The organism is Sphingopyxis sp. (assembly GCF_036261875.1).
Taxonomy (GTDB): domain Bacteria; phylum Pseudomonadota; class Alphaproteobacteria; order Sphingomonadales; family Sphingomonadaceae; genus Sphingopyxis.
Window position 1 is genome coordinate 24,219 of the sequence record NZ_DATAJZ010000032.1, and the last position, 22,113, is coordinate 46,331.

A 22,113-nucleotide genomic window follows, 5' to 3' on the forward strand; every position below is an offset into this window, starting at 1 on the left:
TTTTCCAAGAGATTCCTCTCTTGACAATCGCGCAAACGATCTATTTGTATAACGCGTCCTCCATTTAGGAGGCAGTGCACGCAAGATGCATTCGGAGAGGGAGGATGAATTCATGACGATTCCGTCAAACTTGCCTGGCACCATCGATGTGGTGTCGAAGCGGATGCCCGATACGGCGGCCTCCCGTTCCACGGGTTCGGGTTTTGCCAAAGGATTTTGGGGCGTCTCGCTGCTCGCGATCGCGACGCTCTGCCCCATGACCGCACAGGCGCAGGACAGCGACCCGCAGCCTGCCCCCGCCCAGCGCAGCACCGCAGGCGACGACGAGATCATCGTCACCGCACGCCGGACCCAGGAACGCCTGCTCGACGTCCCCGTCGCCGCCGCCGCCTTGTCGAGCGAAGCACTGCAACGCTATGCGACCAGCGATCTGTCCGAAATTGCCAATCAGGTCGTGGGCGTCCAGCTCGTCCGCACCCCCTCATCGTCGAGCGGCGGTAGCTTCTCCATTCGCGGGGTCGGCAATCTCGCCAACGACCTTGGCAACGAACAGCCGGTGGCGATGAACTTCGACGGCGTCCAGCTGACCCGCGGCCGCGTCGTCACCATGGCGCAGTTCGACCTCGAGCGCATCGAAGTGCTCAAGGGGCCGCAAGCGCTGTTCTTCGGCCGCAACAGCCCCGCGGGTGTTGTCTCGATCCTCAGCAAGACCCCCGAACTGGGCGGCGTCATCGAAGGCTATGCCACCGCGCAATATCAGTTCAAGACCAACACGCCGACAATCGAGGGCGCAATCACGCTGCCGGTCGCCGACAATTTCGCGGTGCGCGTCGCAGGGCGCGTCAGCAGGATGCAGGACGGTTATCTCCGTTATGTCTCCGAACCCATGGCCGATCCCTTTCCGGCTGAGGCCGGTATGATCCTGCCCGGTTCGGGCTATGAATGGGGTCCGGGAACGAAATCGAACGCCGTGCGCGCAACCGCGCTCTGGAAGGCGTCCGACAATCTGACGGTCACGCTGCGCTCGCTCTATTCGACCGAACGCAACAATGGCGGTTCGGGGACGCGCGAGATCGTCGCGTGCGGCGGAACACGGCCGACCGCCTATGGCATTCCCGACCCGTTCGGCGACTGCGTCGCCAACAATGTGTCGTCGAATGGAATGCCGCCGCTGGAGGTGACCCGCAACCTGTACAACGGTCCCGAGGACGGAAAGCCTTTCAGCAAGACACGCGTTTCGCTGTCATCGCTGACGCTCGACCTCGCGCTCGGTGCCATCGACCTCACCTCGGTGACCGGCTATTATGACTACAAGAACAGCGCGTTCGATAATTTCGACTACACCAGCTTCGGCCAGGCAACGAATACGCAGCGCGACAAGGGCTGGCAGTTCTCGCAGGAGTTCCGCGCGGTCTCCAACTACGACGGACCGCTGAACTTCTCGGCAGGCCTTTTCTATCAGAATGAGCGGCGCGAATATGTCGCCGGCACGAAGATCGCGGCCCTGGGTCCGTTCACCGGCCCCGGGGAGTTCAACGGAATCTACGACACGCTGATCTCGACCGGACAAAGCCGCGGCAAAACCTATTCGGCCTTCGCGCAGCTGCGCTGGTCGATCCTCGACAATCTGGAATTGGCGGGCGGCGCGCGCTGGACGCGCGAGGAAAAGTCGACGAACATCGGCAACATCTTCAACCGCCTGCCCAATTTCTCGCCGGCCGGCTTCCGCTACAAGCCCGAGTTCGAGGGCGAGAATGTGTCGCCCGAAGCGACGCTGACGTGGAAGGTAACGCCCAACGTCACGATCTACGGGGCGTACAAGACCGGCTACCTGTCGGGCGGTGCGTCGAATCCGTCGACCGTGGCCAATTATTCGACGCTTCCCGACCCGTCGCGCCCCTTCCTGTTCGACGAGGAAACCGTCGAGGGCGGTGAAGTCGGGATCAAGGCGTCATTGCTGGGTGGGCGCCTCACCGGCGACCTCACGGCCTATCGATATGATTATGACGGCCTACAGGTTCAGACCTTCGATGCAACGACCACCTCTTTCTTCACCCAGAACGCCGGTGGCGCCCGCAACCAGGGGATCGAGGGCCAACTCCGTTTCAAGGCAACGCCGGACCTGACCTTGCGTCTCGCGGCCTCCTATGCCGACCTCAAATTCACCGACTTCGACGGCGCGCAATGCTATGCGGGACAAACGGTACTTCCAGCCCCGACCGCCGGAACGGCGAAGACGCCCGGCGCGTGCTATTCGACCGGCGTCGGCACCGGGAAGGCCCGGTATATGTCGGGCCTTCGTTATGGCCCAGCACCGTTCCAGGCGATCATCGGCGCCAGCTACGAGACCCCGATCAGCAACGACTGGGGGATAGGCTTCACGATCGACGGCTATATCTACAACAAGACGCCGGCATGGCAGATTCCTTATTCGCCGGGCCAGGAATCGCATGAGATCGTGAATGCGTCGCTCCGGTTGAGCCGACTCGACGACAGCTGGCAGTTCGCGCTGATCGCCACCAACTTGTTCGACAGCAACTGGCACCCACCGGCGACGACGGACAAGCCGCTCGGAAACGCAGGCGACATCGTGGCGGATTCGCCGGTTCCGCGGCTTGTCACCCTGCAGGCGACCTTCCGCTTCTGACAACGAACCCCCGGGCAAATCTCTAGGGCAAACTCGGCGCCTCCTTCGGGAGGCGCCTTTTTCTTTGTGCAATTGAACCTGGAGAAGCATCCGGACAACGCGCGGCAGCGCGGCGCGAACCGCTCGTGCCGCGCAAGAAGGACATGAAACTGGCGGTATTATTGCGGGGTGAGCGACGACGACACGGCCTGCGCCGGCACGCCCTTCTTCAGGATCAGCCGGGTTTCGCCCGTCGCTCCGTTGGCGAGCAGGTCAAAAACTTCAAGCGCCACATCCTGGGGCGTCAGGCTGTCCGGCGTGTGCAGTTCGGGCGGGAACAGGTCGCTCGTGAAACCGCCGGGGCAGATCGCGTTGATGCGTATGGGACCGGACGGATGAGCCGCACCCAGGCTGCGCACGAGCCCGACCAGCGCATGTTTCGTCAGCGAATAGATGGGATCGAAGGGAATTGGTGCCATACCGCCCATCGAACTGGTGATCGTGACGGCCCCGCCGCCGCGCCGCGCCATGCGGGGAAGCAGCGCCTGCAGTCCGAACACAACCCCGTCAATATTGACCCGGCGCAGCGCTTCGTATCGGCCGAGCGCAAAATCCTCGATCGGCGGCACCGATAACGCAGCGTCGAGCGGACGGGTCATGATCCCGGCGTTCAAATGGGCAAAGCCGATCGGTCCCAGTTCCGCCGTCACTGCCTCGACCGCCGCCGCCCATTCGTTCGCGGACCCGACATCGACGCGCCAGAAACGCCCGCCCGTATCCCGCGCCACGGCAAGGCCCGCGGCTTCGTTGACATCGAATATCGCAACCCGCGCACCTGCCCGTGCCGCGAGGGCAGCCGTGGCTGCGCCCAGCCCGGTCGCGCCACCCGAGACCAGCAGCACCTGCCCATCGAAAGCTGCCATTTGCCTCCCTTTTTCGCCGGTCATCGTATCAGGCGGCGGCGATCAGCCCCAACCGCTGCGCCAGCCCGCGCGCGGCGGCATCGGGGAAAAGTTCGTCAACCCCGCCGCTGATCAGCGCCTCCAGCACCGCCTCGGTCAGCACGCTCGGCGGATTGAGCAGCGCCTTGTCGGTGGTTTCGAGATGCATCTCGGTGTCATAGCCGCCGGCATAGACCGCCATCACCGCGACTCCCGCTTCGGCGAGGTCGACGCGCAAACCCTGCGTCATCGAGCGCGCCGCCGCCTTCGATGCATTATAGGTGCCGACGAGCGGCATATAGGCCAGCGCAGCGATCGACAGGATGTTGACGATCGTACCCTTCGACCGGGTCAGCGCCGGCGCGAACGCACGCGCCATCGCCAGCGGGCCGAAATAGTTGACCTCCATCTCATGCCGCGCCTGGCCAAGATCGGGGGCATTCAGGAAGCTGGCATAATGGAGAACGCCCGCATTGTTCACCAGCACCGTGACGTCGCTGGCCTCGCGGGCCGCCTGCTCCACCTGCTCCGGCCGCGTCGTATCGACGACAAGAGGGTGGACGCGCGGGTCGATCGCCGCCGCCGCTGCCGCGGCATCCTCGTTCCGCACGCCGGCATAGATTTTGGGGACCCCGGCTTCCAGGAACGCATCGACGAAGGCCCTGCCGATTCCGCGCGACGAACCTGTAATCAACGGCCGGCATTGATCGAATTTCATGCGCCTCTCCCGACAGGCTTGACCGTCGCGCGTTGTGAGAGGGTCACCCTCCCTGCCCGTCCGGCTCGCTCGTTTGCGATGCTCTTCAACAAAAATAGCGTATGATATATTTTTTTCTTGCGCGCAAGCTGTCGACCCGCGCAAAATCGGCGCCGCGGTGGGCCCGCCCGGATCGCCCATTCCCGCCCGTCGCGATTAAACGTCCGTTTTTCTGGAATTTCTTCATATTTCCTATCTGCGGCGCAGATCATGGAAGCGCGATCCGTTGGCTTGACAAGAATAAAGCGCGTGATATTTTTTAGACTGCAAAGACGCCATGAGCGAAGGCGAAGACCTTCGACAACGGGAGAGCGAACATAATGAAAGAGGCGAAAACCTGTCCGGTCGACGGCGTCGTCGAAGTCGACATGAATTCGGAGGCATTCGCCGAGAATTTCAAAGACATCTACACCCGGATGCACGCGAGCGGATGCCCCTATGCGCACTCCACAGTCGGCGATTTCTACGCGATCGGCAAGCATCAGGACATCACCAAGGCCTGCACCAACACCAAGCTGTGGAGCAGCAAGCTCGGCCCCGCGCTGCAATATCAGTCGCCCGAGACTCCCGGGGTTCTCGTCAGCGTCGACCCGCCCGAGCACACGTTCGAGGCCCGACTGGTCGGCAAGGCCTTTTCCAAAACCTATTTCGAATCCTTCATCCCGGGCATCAAGGCGTTCCTCAACGAACGTATCGACAGCTTCATCGCCAACGGCCGCTGCGACATTCACAAGGAAATTTCCGAACCGCTGCCGCTCTGGGTGATTTTTGCCATGTTCGGCAAGGCGATCGACGACGAGGGAATCGACGCCTATCGCGAGGCGTTCGTTGGCTCGATCGGCCAGATGCTGGCCACGGATCCGCTCGCCCGGCCGTCGCGCAATCCCTATGCGGACAGCTTTCTTTCCGATCATCTGGTCGATGTGAAGCGCAAGCTGGCCTCGGGAGAGGCGCAGCCGGACGACAATCTGCTCACCCGCTTCATCACCACCGAAATCGACGGCCAACGGCTTACCGACGACAAGATTCTCGCCTTCTGCAACTTCCTGCTCGCCGCAGGCAGCGGCACGACGACGATCCTGCTCTCCGGCCTGCTCTACCAACTGCTGAACGCGCCCGAGCAATTCGAAAAGCTGAAAGCGAACCCCGACCTCGTTCCGCTCGCGATCGAGGAATCGCTGCGCGTCGAATCGCCGCTCCACGGCCTGTTCCGCACCAACAATGAGGAAGTCACCGTCGGGCCGCTGACGATCAAGCCCGACACCAAGGTGATGATGATGTGGGCGGCTGCCAACCTCGATCCGACCGTCTTTCCGAATCCGGAGAAATTCGACCTCGACCGCGATCTCGCCGACGTCCGCAAGCATCTGGCCTTCGGTTACGGAATCCACATCTGCCGCGGTGCACCGCTGTCGCGGATCGAAGCGCGGCTGTTCCTCGAAACGATCCTTGAACGGCTTCCCAACCTGCGCCTCGACGGCCCGATGAAGAAGGATCGCCGCATCCCGATCTTCAACGGCATCGGCGAGTTGCCGGTCGCCTGGGACGTCTGACACGCCGCAAGGCGACCGGGCCCGCGCCCTATGACGGGCGCGGGCCCGTACCAATCCTATCAATCAGGGTAAGACGATGAACGAAAAGGCTCGGATGGTTGTTCTGGCCCGGCGCCCCGGATCGAATATTTCGGTCGATGATTTCGCGGTCGAGGAACACTCCCTGCCCGAACCGGCCGAGGGTCAGGTGCGGGTCCGCAATCGTTACATCAGCGTCGATCCATACATGCGGCTGGCGCTCAGCGACCGGAACGGCGTGGGCGCGGCCAAGCCGGTCGGCGAAGCGATGACCGGCGGCGCGGTGGGCATCGTTGAAGTATCGCGCGCTGCCGCCCTGCCCGTCGGAACGATGGTGACCAGCCAATTCGGATGGCGCGACCGCTTCGTGGCCGATGCCGCCGCTGTCCAGGCGGTCGCGGCGGACGTCGGCCGCCCCAGCTGGTATCTGGGCATATTGGGTCTTACGGGGCTCACCGCCTATACCGGGATCGAATATATACTGGAGCCGAAGGCGGGCGAAACCGTCTTCGTTTCGGGCGCGGCCGGCGCGGTCGGCTCGGTCGCGGCCCAGCTCGCAAAACAGCGTGGCTGCCGCGTGATAGGCACCGCCGGCACCGACGAGAAGCTTGCCTGGCTGAAGGAGGTGCTGCACCTTGATGCGGCGGCCAATTACGCGACCACCGACCTGACCGCGTTTCTGGCGAAAGAATGCCCCGCCGGCATCGATCATTATTTCGACAATGTCGGGGGCCCGACGCTCGACGCCGCGATCACCGCGATGAAACCCAAGGGCCGGATCGTCGTGTGCGGCGCCATCTCGCAATATAACACTCCCAATTATTGCGCGGGTCCGGGCGAGTTCTTCAAAATCTCCGAAAAGGGGATCACGATCGTCGGGCTGAACGTCGGCATGTGGTTCGACCGGGGCAAGGAAGCCTTCGGCGATCTCGCGCGACGCCTCGCCGCCGGCGAACTGGTCTGGGAAGAAACGGTGGTCGATGGGCTGAGCAACGCGCCGCACGCCTTCATCTCTCTCTTTTCGGGCCAGAACAGAGGAAAAATGGTCGTCGCGATCGACCCGGCACGCTGATCGAACGGAGCGGAAGAAGCCATGACCTTCACGCATATCATGACACCGATCCGCATCGGCCCGGTCGAGATCAAGAACCGCGTTTTCCGCTCCGCGCATACGACCGCCATCGGCGGCGGCACGCTGAGCGACGACCTCGTCGCCTATCATGAGGCACGCGCGCGCGGCGGCGTCGGGCTGAGCGTGATCGAGGCCATGTCGGTACACCCTTCCTCGCTCGCGGCGCTCAACATGATCGACCCGTCGCTCGCGGAGAAATATCCGCGCATGATGGATCGGCTGCGGCCGCACGGGATGCGGGTATTCCAGCAATTGTTCCATGCGGGCCAGCACGGCCGCACGCTCGACGGATCGCCACCCTGGGCGCCTTGCGACCAGCCGGGAGTGACCAGCGGCATCGCCCCCATCCCGATGACCAAGATGATGATCGACGCCATGGTCGGCGCCTATGCCGCGGCGTCGGAAAAGCTCGAGCAATGGGGCTGCGAGGGAGTCGAATTCCATTGTGGTCATGGCTTCCTGCCCCAGCAGTTCCTGTCGACCTATGCCAACGACCGCACCGACGATTATGGCGGGTCGCTGGAGAATCGCGCGCGCTTCACCATGGAGGCGCTCGCCGCGATCCGCGCCAGCGTCAGCGCCGGTTTCGTCGTCGGAATCCGCCTCTCACCCGACATGCTCGAAGGCGGCGTCGGGGTCGAAGACAATCTGGCCGTCGCGCAAATGGCCGAAGCGGCGGGGCTCGTCGACTATGTCAGCATCTCGTCGGGCACATTCCAGACGATGGATAAGACGATCGGCGGCATGCACGAGCCCATGGGGTTCGAGATGCCCGTCACGACCCCGATCACGTCGCAGCTGAAGGTGCCGACGATGGTAGTCGGGCGATTCCGCACACTGGAGGAAGCCGACCAGGCGATCCGCGCAGGCGATGGCGACATGGTCGCGATGGTGCGCGCGACGATCGCAGACCCCGATCTTGTCGAAAAGACGCTGGCCGGCCATCCCGAACGGGTCCGCCCGTGCATCGGGTGCAATCAGGGCTGCATCGGTCAGTTGCAGGCACCGCCGAACCGGATGGGCTGCGTCGTCAATCCGGCGGTGGGCTATGAACTGAAGATGGGCGACGACCGGCTGACGCCTGCCGAACAACCGATGCGGATACTCGTCATCGGCGGCGGGCCTGCCGGGATGGAAGCTGCCCGCATCGCCGCGCTGCGCGGCCACAACGTCGTGCTCGCCGAAGCCGAGTCCGACCTCGGCGGCACCGCCAAGCTCGCCGCTGCCGCACGGACCCGCGCCGGCATCCGCGACATTCTGGTCTGGCTGCAGGATGAGGTCTATCGCCTCGGAGTCGATGTCCGCACCAGCAGCTATCTCGACCTCGACGACATTCTCGCCGAAACGCCCGACAAGGTCATCCTCGCCACGGGCTCGATGCCGCGCATGGACGGCATCCAGCTGTCCAATCCGGGCGAACCGATCCAGGGCTTCGCGCAGCCGCATGTACTGTCGTCGAACGACCTGTTCCTTTCGCCGAACCGCCCGCCCGCAAAGTCGGCGGTCGTGATCGACGATTGCGGTCATTATGAAGCGATTGCGTGCGCCGAATATCTCGCCGAACGGGGCGCCCAGGTCACCTTCGTCACGCGACATATTTCCTTCGCCCCGCTGGTCGAAAGCGCGCTGATGACCGAACCGGCATTGCGCCGGCTGCACGAGGGCAAATTCGCCTTGCATACGCGGATGCGCGCACTGTCGATCGGACCGGATCATGTCGTGCTTGCGCCGACCTTCCTGCCCGCGAACAGCAACGCGACGATCAGCGTGCCGGCGGACACGGTCGTCTTTGTCTCGCGCAACCGCCCGAGCCGCGACCTTGCCGACGCGTTGCGGGAACGGGGCATCGCCGTGTCGCTGGTCGGCGACGCCAACGCCCCCCGCTTCCTGCTCGCCGCCATTCGCGAGGGAAATCAGGCCGGCACTGCAGCCTGAGCCGACGCGGGGCGGGCCCACTATCCATTTTCTTGCAAATGTATTGCGTGTTATATAAATGATTCGTCAGCACAGGGTATCGGGCCCGGCATAACGGAATGGGTAGAGATATGGACGACGCGCAGGGATTGTCCCCGATCGCCGCGGGGCTTTGGGCTGAGGGTCCGCCGCCGCGCCTGATCGGTGGCCGGAAGGCCAATGGAGAGATCGTCTTTCCGCTGCCCGACGAGCCACTCCAGCCGCTCGAGCGCGTCGAACTGTCACCAACCGGAACCCTCTGGTCATGGACCAGCCAGGAATTTCAACCGAAGCCGCCTTTCTCCGGCCCCGAGCCGTTCGAGCCTTTTTTACTCGGCTATATAGAATTGGCGAATGAAGTGATCGTCGAAAGCCGCATCGTCGGGACGTCGATCGATCGCCTGAAACTGGGAATGCCGATGCGGCTCGTGATCGTCGCGTTCGACGACCACCGCAGCACCTATGCCTTTCGTCCGGAGCAGCCTGCATGAGCGAGAATGTCTATATCATCGGTGCAGGCATCCATGCCTTTGGCCGCACCGAGGGACGATCGGGCCGTGCGCAGGGCGTGTTCGCGCTTCGGCAGGCGCTCGCCGACGCCGGGGTCGAATGGGCCGACATCGGCTTCGCCAGCGGAGGCTCGGTCGCTGCCGGATCCGCCGACATCATGGTCAACGACCTCGGCTTCACCAGCCTGCCCTTCATCAACGTCCATAACGGCTGCGCGACCGGCGGCAGCGCGCTAACCTCGGCGCACAATGCGATCGCATCGGGCATGTGCGACGTCGCGGTCGCGGTGGGATTCGACAAGCATGAACGCGGCGCTTTCAACGCGAAGCCATCCGGCTACGGCCTTCCCGAATGGTATGGCGAGACCGGCATGATGCTGACGACGCAATTCTTCGCGCTCAAGATTCAGCGTTACATGCAATTGCACGGCATCAGCCGGGAAACGCTCGGCAGGGTCGCCGAAAAGGCGTTTCGCAACGGAGCGCTCTGCGATCATGCCTGGCGGCGCTCGCCGGTCGATCTCGAGACTATTCTGGGCGCACCGATGGTCAACGACCCGCTGACCAAATATATGTTCTGTTCACCCGCCGAAGGCGGGGTCGCACTCGTCCTCGCGAGCGAGAAGAAGCTGCGCGAACTCGGGAGCGACGGCGTCCGGATCGACAGCATCGCCTTTCGCACACGTCCGGAGGGATCGTTCGAGGTGTTCGCGCCGTCGATCCGCACCCCTCCCGGCGGCAAGCCCACCGTCCTCGCCAGCCGGGCCGCGTTCGAACAGGCAGGCATCGGACCCGGCGACATCGACGTTGCTCAGCTTCAGGACACCGAGAGCGGGGCCGAACTCATGCATATGGCGGAAAATGGCTTCTGCGCTGACGGCGAGCAAGAAGAATGGCTCGCCAATGGCTGGTCCGAAATCCACGGGCGTTTGCCGATCAACACCGACGGCGGCTGCCTCGCTTGCGGGGAGCCGGTCGGCGCGTCCGGGCTCCGCCAGGTCTATGAAAATGTCCAGCAGCTTCGGGGCCGCGCGGGTGCGCGTCAGGTGCCGCGCGATCCGAAGGTCGGATACAGCCATGTCTATGGCGCGCCCGGCCTGTCGGCGGTTGCAATCGTCACGCGCTAGGCCAAGCCGGCCGAATCTGGGCAGGCCTGCTTGCCGCGCTCACGCTTGGCGCTTGCCGATGGGATCGGCGGGAGGATCCAGAACCTCGAAACCGGCAGGATCGGACAAGGCATGGACCGGATAATCGGTGTAGCCCTCCGATCCCTGCGTATAGAATGTCGCGGGGTCGGCACGCGATGTAGGCCAGCCGTATCGCAAGCGCTGCGGCAGGTCGGGATTGCTTATGAATGCGCGCCCGAACGCGATCATATCTGCCCCCTCGCAGGCAATGGCGGCTGCCGCGCTGCGCCGCGAATAGCCCGACACCTGGATGATCGGACCGTCGAACAGGGGCCTGAGCGTCGCATAGACATCCCAGCCGACTCCGTAGTCGCCAATCTGCAGATAGGCCATCCCGCGTTTCGAAAGCTCTCTTGCAAGGTGGCTGTAAGTGGCGACCGGATCGGTGTCGAAAATATCGTGAAAGGTCCAGCCGGGCGATATTTTGACGGCGACGAAACCGGGATATGTCGCCCCAGCCATCGCGTCGACGCACGCAAGGAGGAATGCCGTCCGGCGCTCGACACTTCCACCCCATTCGTCCGCGCGCAGGTTCGTGTTCGACGACAGAAACTGCATCGGCAGGTAACCGGAACCCGCGTGGATTTCCACACCGTCGAAACCGGCGGCGCGGGCCCGTGTCGCGCTGTCGGCAAAGGCATCCACGGTCGCCAGAATGTCGGCGTGCGTCATGGCTTGCGGCCGGGGATAGGGACGTTTGGGCCGTGGGCTATTGATCGTGTAATGACGGGCAGTCGGATCAGGCTGAACCGCCGATGGAGCCAGCGGAGTCGCGCCGCTCAGGATAAGCGGATCCGACAGCCGCCCCACGTGCATGATCTGCGCAAAGATCGCACCGCCATCCGAATGAACGGCATCGGTTATGTCGCGCCACCCGGCTTGCTGCCCATCGTCATGCAGGCCCGGTGAAAACAGATAGCCGCAGCCGCGCGGGCACGGGTAAAGCCCCTCGCTGACGATCAGCCCCGCCGAAGTGCGCTGCCGATAATAATCGACCATGATTTCGGTGACGCCGCCCGCGAGTGATGCCCGCTGCCGCGTCATGGGCGCCATGACAATCCGGTTCTTCAATTTGAGGCGCCCTATTTCGATGGGGCGGAAAAGAGGGTCGACGTCGGGGTCGCAAATCGCCGCGCCACCACCGGGCCCTCCCGCCATCGGCCTTGACGAAGTTCGCATATGCCTCTCCCGTTCCCGTTCATGTTGGATCGCCGCTCTGCCGGGCGCCGCTCCGCGCCGCGATCTCCGCAAATGATATCGTGGCCGCGGGAGCCAGGTCCCACGCGCGGCCCCTTGCCTGCGGCAATGGGCGCCGAGGAACCGCCAACAATTGGATATCATGATATATATTTATCCAACGTCAAGACCGGACATCCGGCAGAGAAATCACCTGAACGAATGCCTCAGCCTATCCAGGCTGGACAAATTTACAATTTTAAACCATATTTTCAATATATTGAATGACGATTCCGCTCTCGGCGCGCGCTACGATCTTCAGAAAACAGCCAATACCAAAAATGTAACAAGAAATATTATTGAAGCAATTTTCAGCTTCGTGTAGGCAGTCGAACATCTTCGGGGCTCCGAACGGACCGCCGGAGAACGCCAGATGGCGGCCATAGCCGCGTGCCTCGCGCGGCTGAGCGCCATTCCGGCGAAACGGTGAAATATAATATTGCGGCGACGCGCTCCGCGTGATCCGCCGACCAAGGGAACGGGATATGGCCGACGATCACACAAGCCTTCTGGAACAAGTGGACTTTCTCGATCCCGACACGATTCAGTGCCCGTTCGGCTTCTATGAAGCGCTGCGCACCGAGGCGCCCGTATTCGAGCTTCCGCGCAGTCCCATTCCGGATCGCCGCGTGCTGGTCGTCAGCAAATATCGCCTGATCAAGGAAGAGGTGCTTCCCCGCTGGCAAATTTTCTCCAATCGCTTCGGCGCGTTGATGGGGCGTTCGTCGGAAGACCCCGAAATCCAGGCAATCCTCGCCAAGGGCTACCCCGGCGTCGAGACGATGCTGACGCAGGACCCGCCGCTGCAACGCCAGTATCGCACGCTCGTCAGCCCCCTTTTCGCGCCGCGCCGCGTTGCCGCGATGGAGGAGAAGATCGCGCGGATCGCCAATGATCTGATCGACCGGTTCGAAACGAAAGGCGAAGCCGATTTTCTGGTCGAATTTTCGACCCCGCTTCCGATCTATGTGATCGCCGACGCACTCGGCGTGCCTCCGGAGGACCATGGCCGCGTCAAGACCTGGGCGAATGCCGCGATCGCGGCGATCAGCCAGATGAAGGGGCGCGAGGCCGCCATCGAGGGCGCCAAGGCATCGGTCGAGATGCAGCACTATCTGGTTGACCTGATCGAGCAACGCCGCGCCGATCCGCGCGACGATGTAATTTCCGCGCTGGTTGGAGCAGAGTTCAACCGTGAGCGGCCGCTAACCATATCCGAGATGCTGTCGATGCTGAGCCAGTTGATGGTCGCCGGCCACGAAACGACGACGAACGCTCTGGGCGGCGGCCTTGCCTATATTCTGAAGGAACAGGGCGCAGCGCAGCGCCTGTTGGCGGATCCAGACCTGCTCGCCAACGCCGTCGAGGAGATTCTTCGCCTGGAAGCTTCGACCAAGGGCATGTGGCGCATCGTGACCGAAGACAGCGAGGTCGGCGGGTTTCAGGTCAAGGCCGGGGATATCCTGTTCCTGAGCTATGATGCCGGCAATCGTGACGGAGACATATTTCCTGATGGCGAGCGGTGTTTGTTCGACCGGGCGAATGCAAGAGACCATCTGTCATTCGGCGGCGGACTCCACACCTGCGTCGGCGCGCAGCTCGCGCGCCGCCAGATGCACATCGCCTTCGAGCTGTTGTTGAAGCGGCTCCCCAACCTGCACCTGACGCCCGGAAAGAACGAGTTTCACTATCTGGAAAGCTTGCTGCACCGTGGCTTTACCGGGCTCCAGATCAGTTTCGATCCGGTTCCACGCTAGGGTCAGGACCCATTAATTCCACGATCGAGGCGTCGAAATGGCGAAGATATCTGGCCTGGGTGGGCGCAGCGGGTAGCATCGCTACCCGCAAGGCCGCACGGGTCCGAGATCGAAGCCATTTCGGCGTCGCTTCGCGATTTGACCGATTTTGCCCATGGCTTCGTCGAAAAGCCTTGAAATATATTCATATTCCCACGCCTTTTCTCCTCGCCCTGAGCAAAATCGCTTCAAACCTCGAACGCGGAATTAATGGGTCCTGACCCTAGGCGCTCAGCTTTCGCCCTCAATCTGGCGCTGCCATTCCATCAGGTCGAAATAATCGCGCCAGCGGACTATCCGTCCGGCGTCCAGCTCGAAAATACCCATGACACGAACGCTCATGGTCCGGCCGTCGCGGACGAACCGGTCGGTTCGTTCGGTCAGTACGACCGCGCCGGCTTCGGCGAGATGATGGATTTCCCACTCGATGTGCGAGCAGGACGACACGAGCGGCGCTATCGCCGCCGAGACCGCGGCGCGCCCGATCACCGGAGCCATTGGAATATTGTGGTAGAAGATATCGTCCGCGAGGAACCCGGTAATCGCATCCAGGGCCCGCGCACCCCACGCTTCGCAGAATGCACGGACGATGTCGGCGCCGGATCCTACCACGCCGTTCACCCTGCGGCGACCGGGGCAGCCTCGCCGTCGGCCGCATCGTCGAATACCTCGGCAAGCTCGTCCTGTTCGTTATAGGTGGTCATGTTCCGCAGCGATATCCAGCTCGCCCGCCGACCGCGAATATCCTCGATCCAGCGGCGCGCATCGTGATTGACCCGGCCGCAGGTGGTGCCGACCAGCACCATCAGCGCCGTTTCGGCGACGCGATCGAGAAAGAGTTCGTCGGGAATTTCGCCGCACGCCCAGTCCTTCGTGATCGAAAAGGCGTTGGAACAGAGCAGATGCGATATCCAATCGGTGGAAACGCCCGGCAACAGGCAGCCTTCAGCCTCGATCGCCGTGGTGAATGCCTCGTGCCAGCGGCCGGCCTCGTTGCGTATCTTCGTCCGGATGACGTTCGACGAGTCGCTGCCATAATAGACCGCCACGATCGCCTTCGTGTAGCGCCCCAGCAACTGGTTGCGTGAATGAATGCGATTCTGGCGCTCGAGAAAGCCGTCGATATTCGAGGCTTCGAAATGGAAATGCACGTCCGAATAGGTATCGGAGATGAACTCCTGCACCGCGCTCGCCACGACATTGTCCTTGTTGCCGAACGCGTTGTAGAGAGTCTTTGGCGCGATCTCCGCTCGTGCACAAAGGTCCCGGATATTGAAGCCCGAATAACCCGTCTCGGCGATCAGACGGCGCGTCTCCTTGAGGATTCGACGACGGCGCTCAAGAATGGCGTCGCTTCGGTATGTCAGCGTCGATAGGCCGATATGATCATTCATTGCCCGTTCCGGATATTGATATGGCCGCCAGGGCTTTGTTGCGGCCCCATCCAGCGTTACCATTTGCGGCCGAGGCGTCAAGTGTTGGCAAATTGTTATAATTTTGACGCCAAGTCATCAGCCTCCCCCCAAGTCGACTGAACCGATCCCTTTTATATCAGATACATGGTGACCCAGTTTCGGCTTTATTGCAGCCATAAAAAGAATATCATGTACTACAGTTAAAAGAGGCACCGCCGGTCAGTCCGCGGCGTTTGATGGGCAGATCGGCTAACGCTGATACTCAGGCATCCGCACAACGAGACCGTCAAGGTCGTCACGAACCTGAACCTGGCAGGACAACCGGCTCTCATCGGTGGCCCCGATCGCAAATTCGAGCATCGACTCCTCCATGACCGAAGGCGTGCCAAGCTTGGCCGCCCAATCGGATCCGATCAGCACATGGCATGTCGCACACGCACAGGCACCGCCACAGTCCGCCTCGATCCCGGGCAACCCGTTTTTGACCGCCCCCTCCATCAGCGAGAAGCCCGATGGAACATCGATCCGATGCTCCGTCCCGTCGAATTCGACATAGATAATCGTCGGCATAGAATATTGAATCCTGCGTTGAGGGGCGGCCCGAGCGCGCGCATCCCGATCCAATCGCCGAGCATCCCGGTGACACGCCGCGCGCATAGCTTTGCGGCCGCCATTCGCCCGGCAAACTCTCGCCGGAAGGGCGCGCCAAGAACGCCACCGGCACCGCCGCCCATTAGCGAGTCCTATCCGACTGTAAAGACAATTATTCAACATGATATATAAATCAGAATCGGGAGGCCCCCGATAGAGAGCGCTGCGGGCCCGACGCCGGCGGCTGCATGGACGGACTAGATCGTTGCCATAAAATATAAAACTATCTATATGTTTTATTTGTATATATTTATAGACATCCAATTCTGGACACGTTGCCCGGCACCCTCGGGATTATCCAGACGGGACCCTCCAGCGGCGTCCTGAACACAAAAATATAATGTGCTTGCCAATTTGTTTTCGTGTAAATAATATGACATGTGCAATATTTGAGATGAAGCCGCGGAGTCGGCCCTCAGGATTGCATCGCGGAGGCAAGCAAACGAGCCGACGCGATCGAGCCTCGCGCGCAAGATGCGGGGAACAGATAAATATGGTGAGGGAGAGCTGATCATGAAAATCACGAGGCTTGTTAGTCATTCACTGCTGGCGTCCGCAGCAGCCCTGGCGCCTGCTGCGACGGCCTTCGCGCAGGCTTCGGAAACCACCGAAGCGCGCGCTCCCAATGCCGAGGCCGAGATTATCGTCACCGCACGGAAGCGTGAAGAGACGCTGATGAGCGCGCCGATTTCGGTTCAGGCGATCACGTCGGAAGACATAGCCCGCAATACGGGCACCGATCTGCGCGGCCTCACCGACATGTTGCCGAACGTGACCGCATCAGCCGGCGGAACCGGCGCACTCGGCTCCTTCAACATTCGCGGCATCGGCGGCGCGAACTCGAACGACGTCGGCGTCGACCAGGCGGTCACGCTGGTCGTCGACAACGTCCCGATCTCACGCGGGACAGCCGCTTCGAGCAGCTATTTCGACCTTTCGAATATCCAGGTGCTGCCGGGGCCGCAGGCCTTGTATTTCGGCAAGAATGCCTCGGGCGGCGTCATCGCGATCACGACCGCCGACCCTGGCGACCGCTTCGAGGGCTATGTGAAGGGCGGCTATGAGTTCGTCGCCAACGACCGATATATCGAAGGGGCCGTTTCAGTGCCCTTGGCCGAGGGCCTCTCGATCCGCGCTGCCGGCCGCTATAGCGAAAGCGACGGCTGGCTGAAGAATGTCGCGGTCCCGGTCCTCAATCCCTATGAATCGGACCCCAATCTGGCGCTGCAACCCGGCGCGCTCGATACCCGCCTCGGCGGCTCCCGGATCGCGGCAGGCCGCATCACAGTCGCTTACCGGCCGGTCGAATCCAACTTCTCTGCCGTTCTGAAACTCCAGATCGCCAATTCGCGATCGGATTTCCTGGGCCCACCGCTTGAAGTCTTCGCCTGCTCGCCGGGCCGCACCGTTCCCCATACCTACGGCTTCATCGATACGGCCGGCGACTGCAAGCTCGATGGCACCGTTGCGATCACGTCGATGAACCCGCTCCTCGCCGCCAATTTCCAGCGGTCCGAAGGCGGGCTCAATTACAGCAAGAATGTCAGCAAACTCGCAAGCCTGAAACTCGAAAACGAGTTCGAGAATGTGACGCTCACCTCGGTCACCGGCTATTATGACTCGCACGTCCGGGGTCTCAGCAACGCTTCCTACGGGTCGATCGACTATTTTCCTGGCGGAAACAGCGCGAGCGACGAACAGTTCAGCCAGGAACTGCGCCTCGCGACCACCTTCGACGGACCGGTCAATATCATTGTCGGCGGTTATTATGACCATCAGACGCGCTATGGCGACACGATCGGCCGCGGGCTGATTGCCAGCTTCCTGCCGCCGATCAACACGGACACGCTGGCGCAGGGGTCCGACGACATTCTCCCGACCGCAATCGGCTATTGGCCCCAGCACCGCGGCAAGACCGATACCTATTCGCTGTTCGGTCAGGTGAACTGGGAAATCCTGCCCGATCTCAGCCTCGACGCGGGTGTGCGCTATTCGAAGGTCGAGGGAACGCAAACCAGCCGCAATGCCTATGTGGCCCCCTTCTATGCCGGCCTTGGCATCTTCGTCCCGCCCAGCAGCTCGGCAACCTTCGACTTCGACGAGGAGAATCTCTCGCCCGAAGCGACGCTGAGTTATGAGCCGTCGCGCAACCTCACCGTCTATCTGTCGTACAAATCGGGATACAAGCCGGGCGGCATCTCCGCGCCCGCGGTGCTCCTGAATTCAAACCTTGCACAGGACCTCGTCTTCCAGAAGGAAAAGTCGAAGGGCGTCGAAGGCGGCATCAAGGCGAGCGTCCTCGACAATCGCCTCAGCATCATCACCTCCCTCTATTATTACAAGTTCACCGGCCTCCAGCTGAACCAGTTCGACTCCGCCACGACCAGCTTCTTCATCCGCAACGCGGGCGCGGCAGTCACCAAGGGGTTCGAATTGCAACTGAACGGGCGCGTGACCGACGAACTGACGCTCAAGGGAAGCGCAAACTACAACGACGGCTATTTCTCGGATTATCAGAACGCCGCCTGCTATACGGGTCAGACGGCGACGACGGGATGCAACATACCGGCTGCGGGCGGCCGCTTCCTCCAGGATCTGAGCGGGACGGCGCTTCCGAACGCCCCCAAATGGGTTCTCATGGGCGGCGCCTCCTATCTGACGCCTGTCAGCAGCGGCCTGAAACTCGGCATCGACGTCGATGTCAAATATTCGGACGGCTATCAGCTCAACGCGACAGGGTCGCCGCGCGCGCACCAATCGAGCTATGCCAAGCTCAACGCCCGCCTCCGCCTCGCCGAAGCAGACGACCGCTGGGAGCTGGCATTGATCGGCCGCAACCTCACGAACAAATATATCCTGCTGACCGCCGTCAACAAGCCCGGCACGAACAATGCGTTCGACGGCTTCTCCGAGGAATTGGCGGGAACGACCGACCGCGGCCGCCAGGTCTCGCTGCAGTTCCAGGTCCGATTCTGATTTAAGGGGCGGCCGGAATTTCCTCCTACTCCTCCGGCCGTATCCATCTTTGGGGAGAACCGCCCCATATTGTAGCGACAGCGTTGCGATATATGGTGCCGGTTCTCCCTTCCTTTTCTCGAGAATGAGGACAACAGCCACGATGGAAACCAGTCCCGACAGCGGCGCGTCGCCGAGTTCGACGAACCTCCGCCCGCAGCTCGGGGGCCGCCCTCTCCACGAATGCCGGCCCGACGATGAATTCCTCCATCCTCCGGCTGCCTCGGGTCATTATTCGTCGACCGAAACGACCTATTGGGGGTTCAACATTCCGGAAAAGCAGCTCAACGGCGAAATCTATATGTGGTTTCATCCCGTGCTGCGCATGTGCAGCGCGAGCGTCTATATCTGGAAGGGTTTCCACGGTTCGACGCTTTCGTGCGAATATGTGAACCACTATCACTATCTGCCCTTCCCCGAGAAAGGGATCGCCGAATATCGCGTCGCCGACACGATGAACCTCAGCTTTCGCGTCATCGAGCCGCTGAAGACGATCGCGATCGAATATCGGGATGCCGAGCGCGGCGTCGCGCTGTCGCTCCTTAACGAGGCGATCATGCCGCCCGCCGGACGCCCGGGCGGCTTTCACTTCACCCAGGCGATGAAGGTGACGGGAGAACTCGACCTCTTTGGCGAGATTCACGCGATCGACGGCTATTTTTCGCGCGATCACAGCTGGAGCCAGGAACGCCGCGAGACGTCGCGAAACGGCCCGCCGCTGACGTGGATCGTGGGCGTGTTCGGCGACGACCTCGCCTTTCATGCCGTCGGTTACGACGACCCGTCGCTAAACCCCGGATGGGAAGATCGCTATCCTGCGGTAAAGCCCGGCCAGGGGCTAGGCTGGGGCTATATCTTCCAGGCCGGCGTGACCAAACCGCTCAAGTCGATGCGCAAGCTGACTCATCGCGAAGAGGATGGTCTCTCGCCGATCGGTTTCGATGTCGAGCTCGTCGATATCGACGATGTGACGCATATCATCAAAGGCCATGTCCAGGCGCGTATGCCCTGGCAGACATGGCAGAATATGAACGTCTATTTCTGCCAGACCCGTTGGGAACTCGATGGGAGGACAGGCTATGGCGACGCACAGGACATCCAGATGAACGACTTCGTCCATCATTTCGCGAAGCGCCCATGACCCTCGATAGCGCGACCTTGTTGATAACCGGGAGCAATCGGGGCCTCGGCCGGTCGTTGGTGGAGGCCGGCCTGCAGGCGGGGGCAGGAAAAATCTATGCCTCCGCACGGCGTATCGCGGACGTGACGGTCGACGATCCCCGCATCGTCCCCATCGAACTCGACATCTGCGATCCGGCATCGATCGAGGGAGCGCGCGAAGCCTGCGGCGATGTCGACATTGTCATCAACAACGCCGCATCGCTCGCCAATGCATCGGCCTATCGGGCAGAATCGCTCGTCCCGGCCATGGCCGAAATGCAAACCAATTTCTGGGGCCTCGTTGCGATGTGCCGCGCCTTCGCGCCTTTGCTCACCGGCCGCAAGGGCAGCGCGATCGTCAATATCCTGTCGATGGGCGCACTCGCCGGCATTCCCTTTTGCAGCAGCTATTGCGCCTCGAAAGCGGCCGCCTGGTCCTTCACCCAGTCGCTTCGCCTCGAACTTGCGGGCAGCGAGACGGCGGTGCTCGCCGCTTTCCCCGGCCCGATCGCCACCGATATGGCACGCCCGCATGAACGCGAGGGGCGTTGGCCGGCCAACGAGGTCGCGCGCGCCATCTACGACGGCATCGCCCGGCAGGATCCGCATATTTTCCCGGACCCCGTGGCGCAATCGGTGGCCGCCGCCTACGCCGCCGACCCTTGGGCCCTGCCTGCGCGGTTCGCGGGATCGACCGACTGAGCAATCGGGCGCGCGGGCCGAATGAGAGACATCAAGAGTGGAGTGTGACGTGGCTGACCAAGGGGCTCAGATAGCCGGCGAGGTGCTCGCGGCAATTCGGCTGGAACTCAATCAACGGATCATTCCGGCGCTCTCGGACCCCGATGCGCTGCATTCGGCGAAAATGGCCGAGGATATTCTTTCGCATCTGAGCGGCTGGATCCTGTTTGGTCGGGACATATCGGACGAGGTCGTCGCCGACTTCAGGGAAATGGCGGACGGGACCGCCACGACCCAATTCATCGACGATTATCTCCTGCCTTCCGGCCCTCTAGGCACATTCCGCGAGCCTCTTCAGGACGCGATCGAGGCAGGAAACACCGGATTGCTCAAACCGGCCGCCGCAACGGAAAGAAAGATGTTCGCAGCCGAGGCGCGGGCGATCGACCGCGCCGCGGACGAAGCCGAAACGCGACTTGAAGCAAGCGAACGGGTGGTCGGCCCCGCCCTCGCGACCGCCTTCCTCGAAGCCGTCCTTGGCCCCGGGCACCGGGTTGCCGCGGTCAGCCGTGCGCCCGGCGGCTATTCGAAGGACACGCTTTTCTTCGCCGGGATTGCGCCCGACGGTTCGGAGCTGCCGCTCGTCATTCGACGCGACCTTCCCTTCGGTCCCGGCGAGACCACGGTCGTCGACGAATTTCACCTGATCGAAGGATTGGCGGACGCGGGATTTCCCGTCGCGCGCCCACTCGCGCTCGACCCGAGCGGCATCCTCGGCAAGCCCGCGATGATTTCCGAACGCGTTGCCGGGCGCTCGGGCACCGCGGAATGGGCGAGCGATCCGAGCCTTCGCGATCGTATCTCGGCGACACTGGGCGAGGTGACGGCGCAGTTGCACGGAATCGACCCGAGCGACTTCGGCCTCGCCGAAGCCGGCCAAGATCCGCGCGCGGTTGTCCGCGATTACGTCCTCGAATGGCAGGAACGCTGGCGCCGCAACCGGCTGCACCCGTCACCCGCGCTGGCGGCCGGTTTTGCCTGGCTGCTGGCGAACATCCCCGACCGCATCGACCATGTGTCGATCGTGCATGGCGACATCGGTTTTCACAACACCATGGTCGCCGATGGCGACCTGATCGCGCTGCTCGATTGGGAATTCGCGCACCTCGGCGATGCGACCGAAGATCTCAGCTATTGCCGCCCGTTCATCGAGGAGATCGGCGGCTGGGATGTCTTCATGGAGGCCTATCGCGGCGCTGGCGGCCCCGAATATCGCGAACAGAATGCGCGCTATTTCAACGTCTGGCGATCGGTACGCAACGCGACATCTTGTGCGACGGCGTGGCGCGGCTTTGCGAGCGGCCGCTATCCCGCGCTCAAGATGGTGCATCAGGGCATCCCGCTCTACCGGCGCTTCGTCCGCGAGGTCGTCGCGGCGCTCGAACTGGTGGCCTGAACGGCTGCCTCTCCGGATTCCCCGAC

17 protein-coding genes are annotated in these 22,113 nt (G+C 62.3%); 11 read left to right on the forward strand and 6 right to left on the reverse strand.

Annotated elements, in window-relative coordinates:
- The first annotated feature begins 112 nt into the window (after positions 1 to 112).
- Positions 113 to 2,647, forward strand: coding sequence for a TonB-dependent receptor (locus VHO04_RS14270; RefSeq protein ID WP_329628903.1), 2,535 nt, complete (start codon positions 113 to 115; stop codon positions 2,645 to 2,647).
- A gap of 158 nt (positions 2,648 to 2,805) precedes the next feature.
- On the opposite strand, the gene VHO04_RS14275 is transcribed toward VHO04_RS14270, so the two are convergent.
- Both VHO04_RS14275 and VHO04_RS14280 read right to left on the reverse strand, forming a co-directional pair.
- Positions 2,806 to 3,549: an SDR family NAD(P)-dependent oxidoreductase gene (locus tag VHO04_RS14275; RefSeq protein WP_329628904.1), complete on the reverse strand. Its 744-nt coding sequence runs from the start codon at positions 3,547 to 3,549 to the stop codon at positions 2,806 to 2,808.
- Between the two features lie 28 nt (positions 3,550 to 3,577).
- Positions 3,578 to 4,285, reverse strand: a complete 708-nt coding sequence (locus VHO04_RS14280; RefSeq protein WP_329628905.1) for an SDR family NAD(P)-dependent oxidoreductase — start codon at positions 4,283 to 4,285, stop codon at positions 3,578 to 3,580.
- Positions 4,286 to 4,644: 359 nt separating this feature from the next.
- On the opposite strand from VHO04_RS14280, the gene VHO04_RS14285 reads away from it, so the two are divergent.
- The 5 genes from VHO04_RS14285 (at position 4,645) to VHO04_RS14305 (ending at position 10,616) form a co-directional block, all read left to right on the forward strand.
- A complete protein-coding gene (locus VHO04_RS14285; RefSeq protein ID WP_329628906.1) occupies positions 4,645 to 5,877 on the forward strand; it encodes a cytochrome P450 in 1,233 nt (410 codons plus the stop codon).
- Positions 5,878 to 5,953: 76 nt separating this feature from the next.
- Positions 5,954 to 6,967 (forward strand): NADP-dependent oxidoreductase, encoded by a 1,014-nt coding sequence (locus VHO04_RS14290; RefSeq protein WP_329628907.1) that lies wholly within the window; start codon positions 5,954 to 5,956, stop codon positions 6,965 to 6,967.
- 21 nt (positions 6,968 to 6,988) lie between these two features.
- Entirely contained in the window at positions 6,989 to 8,962 is a 1,974-nt protein-coding gene (locus VHO04_RS14295) for an FAD-dependent oxidoreductase (protein ID WP_329628908.1), read from the forward strand.
- Between the two features lie 110 nt (positions 8,963 to 9,072).
- Positions 9,073 to 9,471 carry an OB-fold domain-containing protein gene (locus VHO04_RS14300; RefSeq protein ID WP_329628909.1) on the forward strand — a complete coding sequence of 133 codons (399 nt, stop codon included), beginning with the start codon at positions 9,073 to 9,075 and terminating at the stop codon, positions 9,469 to 9,471.
- Positions 9,468 to 10,616, forward strand: coding sequence for a thiolase family protein (locus VHO04_RS14305; RefSeq protein WP_329628910.1), 1,149 nt, complete (start codon positions 9,468 to 9,470; stop codon positions 10,614 to 10,616). The genes VHO04_RS14300 and VHO04_RS14305 overlap by 4 nt, the downstream gene beginning before the upstream one ends.
- Positions 10,617 to 10,655: 39 nt before the next feature.
- Here VHO04_RS14305 and VHO04_RS14310 read toward each other — a convergent pair whose 3' ends face one another.
- The gene (locus VHO04_RS14310; protein WP_329628911.1) at positions 10,656 to 12,017 is read right to left on the reverse strand and encodes an alkene reductase; all 1,362 of its coding nucleotides are present in this window, start codon (positions 12,015 to 12,017) and stop codon (positions 10,656 to 10,658) included.
- 380 nt (positions 12,018 to 12,397) lie between these two features.
- Between VHO04_RS14310 and VHO04_RS14315 the strand changes: the two genes are divergently transcribed.
- A complete protein-coding gene (locus VHO04_RS14315; protein WP_329628912.1) occupies positions 12,398 to 13,669 on the forward strand; it encodes a cytochrome P450 in 1,272 nt (423 codons plus the stop codon).
- Positions 13,670 to 13,939: 270 nt separating this feature from the next.
- Here the strand turns inward: VHO04_RS14315 and VHO04_RS14320 are convergent, their stop codons facing one another.
- The 3 genes from VHO04_RS14320 to VHO04_RS14330 all read right to left on the reverse strand — a co-directional run bounded on the left by VHO04_RS14320 (position 13,940) and on the right by VHO04_RS14330 (position 15,693).
- Positions 13,940 to 14,329, reverse strand: a complete 390-nt coding sequence (locus tag VHO04_RS14320; RefSeq protein WP_329628913.1) for a limonene-1,2-epoxide hydrolase family protein — start codon at positions 14,327 to 14,329, stop codon at positions 13,940 to 13,942.
- Positions 14,326 to 15,102 carry a TetR/AcrR family transcriptional regulator gene (locus VHO04_RS14325; protein WP_329628914.1) on the reverse strand — a complete coding sequence of 259 codons (777 nt, stop codon included), beginning with the start codon at positions 15,100 to 15,102 and terminating at the stop codon, positions 14,326 to 14,328. Before VHO04_RS14325 ends, VHO04_RS14320 begins: the two co-directional genes overlap by 4 nt.
- 270 nt (positions 15,103 to 15,372) lie before the next feature.
- Positions 15,373 to 15,693: a 2Fe-2S iron-sulfur cluster-binding protein gene (locus VHO04_RS14330; protein WP_329628915.1), complete on the reverse strand. Its 321-nt coding sequence runs from the start codon at positions 15,691 to 15,693 to the stop codon at positions 15,373 to 15,375.
- A 594-nt stretch (positions 15,694 to 16,287) separates the two neighbouring features.
- On the opposite strand from VHO04_RS14330, the gene VHO04_RS14335 reads away from it, so the two are divergent.
- From VHO04_RS14335 to VHO04_RS14350, 4 genes are all read left to right on the forward strand, one after another.
- On the forward strand, positions 16,288 to 18,750 hold the full coding sequence (locus tag VHO04_RS14335) for a TonB-dependent receptor (RefSeq protein WP_329628916.1): 2,463 nt from the start codon (positions 16,288 to 16,290) through the stop codon (positions 18,748 to 18,750).
- Between the two features lie 142 nt (positions 18,751 to 18,892).
- A complete protein-coding gene (locus tag VHO04_RS14340) occupies positions 18,893 to 19,930 on the forward strand; it encodes a DUF7064 domain-containing protein (protein WP_329628917.1) in 1,038 nt (345 codons plus the stop codon).
- Complete coding sequence (locus tag VHO04_RS14345; RefSeq protein ID WP_329628918.1) at positions 19,927 to 20,652, forward strand: SDR family NAD(P)-dependent oxidoreductase; 726 nt, start codon at positions 19,927 to 19,929, stop codon at positions 20,650 to 20,652. Before VHO04_RS14340 ends, VHO04_RS14345 begins: the two co-directional genes overlap by 4 nt.
- A 49-nt stretch (positions 20,653 to 20,701) precedes the next feature.
- Entirely contained in the window at positions 20,702 to 22,087 is a 1,386-nt protein-coding gene (locus VHO04_RS14350) for a phosphotransferase family protein (RefSeq protein ID WP_329628919.1), read from the forward strand.
- Positions 22,088 to 22,113: the final 26 nt, after the last annotated feature.

Bases quoted from the DNA above. Each gene is read 5' to 3' on its own strand.
- VHO04_RS14305 (WP_329628910.1), top strand. From the start codon at position 9,468: ATGAGCGAGAATGTCTATATCATCGGTGCAGGCATCCATGCCTTTGGC.
- VHO04_RS14290 (WP_329628907.1), top strand. From the start codon at position 5,954: ATGAACGAAAAGGCTCGGATGGTTGTTCTGGCCCGGCGCCCCGGATCG.
- VHO04_RS14315 (WP_329628912.1), top strand. From the start codon at position 12,398: ATGGCCGACGATCACACAAGCCTTCTGGAACAAGTGGACTTTCTCGAT.
- VHO04_RS14335 (WP_329628916.1), top strand. From the start codon at position 16,288: ATGAAAATCACGAGGCTTGTTAGTCATTCACTGCTGGCGTCCGCAGCA.
- VHO04_RS14310 (WP_329628911.1), bottom strand. From the start codon at position 12,017: ATGATATCCAATTGTTGGCGGTTCCTCGGCGCCCATTGCCGCAGGCAA.
- VHO04_RS14285 (WP_329628906.1), top strand. From the start codon at position 4,645: ATGAAAGAGGCGAAAACCTGTCCGGTCGACGGCGTCGTCGAAGTCGAC.
- VHO04_RS14325 (WP_329628914.1), bottom strand. From the start codon at position 15,102: ATGAATGATCATATCGGCCTATCGACGCTGACATACCGAAGCGACGCC.
- VHO04_RS14330 (WP_329628915.1), bottom strand. From the start codon at position 15,693: ATGCCGACGATTATCTATGTCGAATTCGACGGGACGGAGCATCGGATC.
- VHO04_RS14300 (WP_329628909.1), top strand. From the start codon at position 9,073: ATGGACGACGCGCAGGGATTGTCCCCGATCGCCGCGGGGCTTTGGGCT.
- VHO04_RS14340 (WP_329628917.1), top strand. From the start codon at position 18,893: ATGGAAACCAGTCCCGACAGCGGCGCGTCGCCGAGTTCGACGAACCTC.
- VHO04_RS14270 (WP_329628903.1), top strand. From the start codon at position 113: ATGACGATTCCGTCAAACTTGCCTGGCACCATCGATGTGGTGTCGAAG.
- VHO04_RS14345 (WP_329628918.1), top strand. From the start codon at position 19,927: ATGACCCTCGATAGCGCGACCTTGTTGATAACCGGGAGCAATCGGGGC.
- VHO04_RS14280 (WP_329628905.1), bottom strand. From the start codon at position 4,285: ATGAAATTCGATCAATGCCGGCCGTTGATTACAGGTTCGTCGCGCGGA.
- VHO04_RS14295 (WP_329628908.1), top strand. From the start codon at position 6,989: ATGACCTTCACGCATATCATGACACCGATCCGCATCGGCCCGGTCGAG.
- VHO04_RS14275 (WP_329628904.1), bottom strand. From the start codon at position 3,549: ATGGCAGCTTTCGATGGGCAGGTGCTGCTGGTCTCGGGTGGCGCGACC.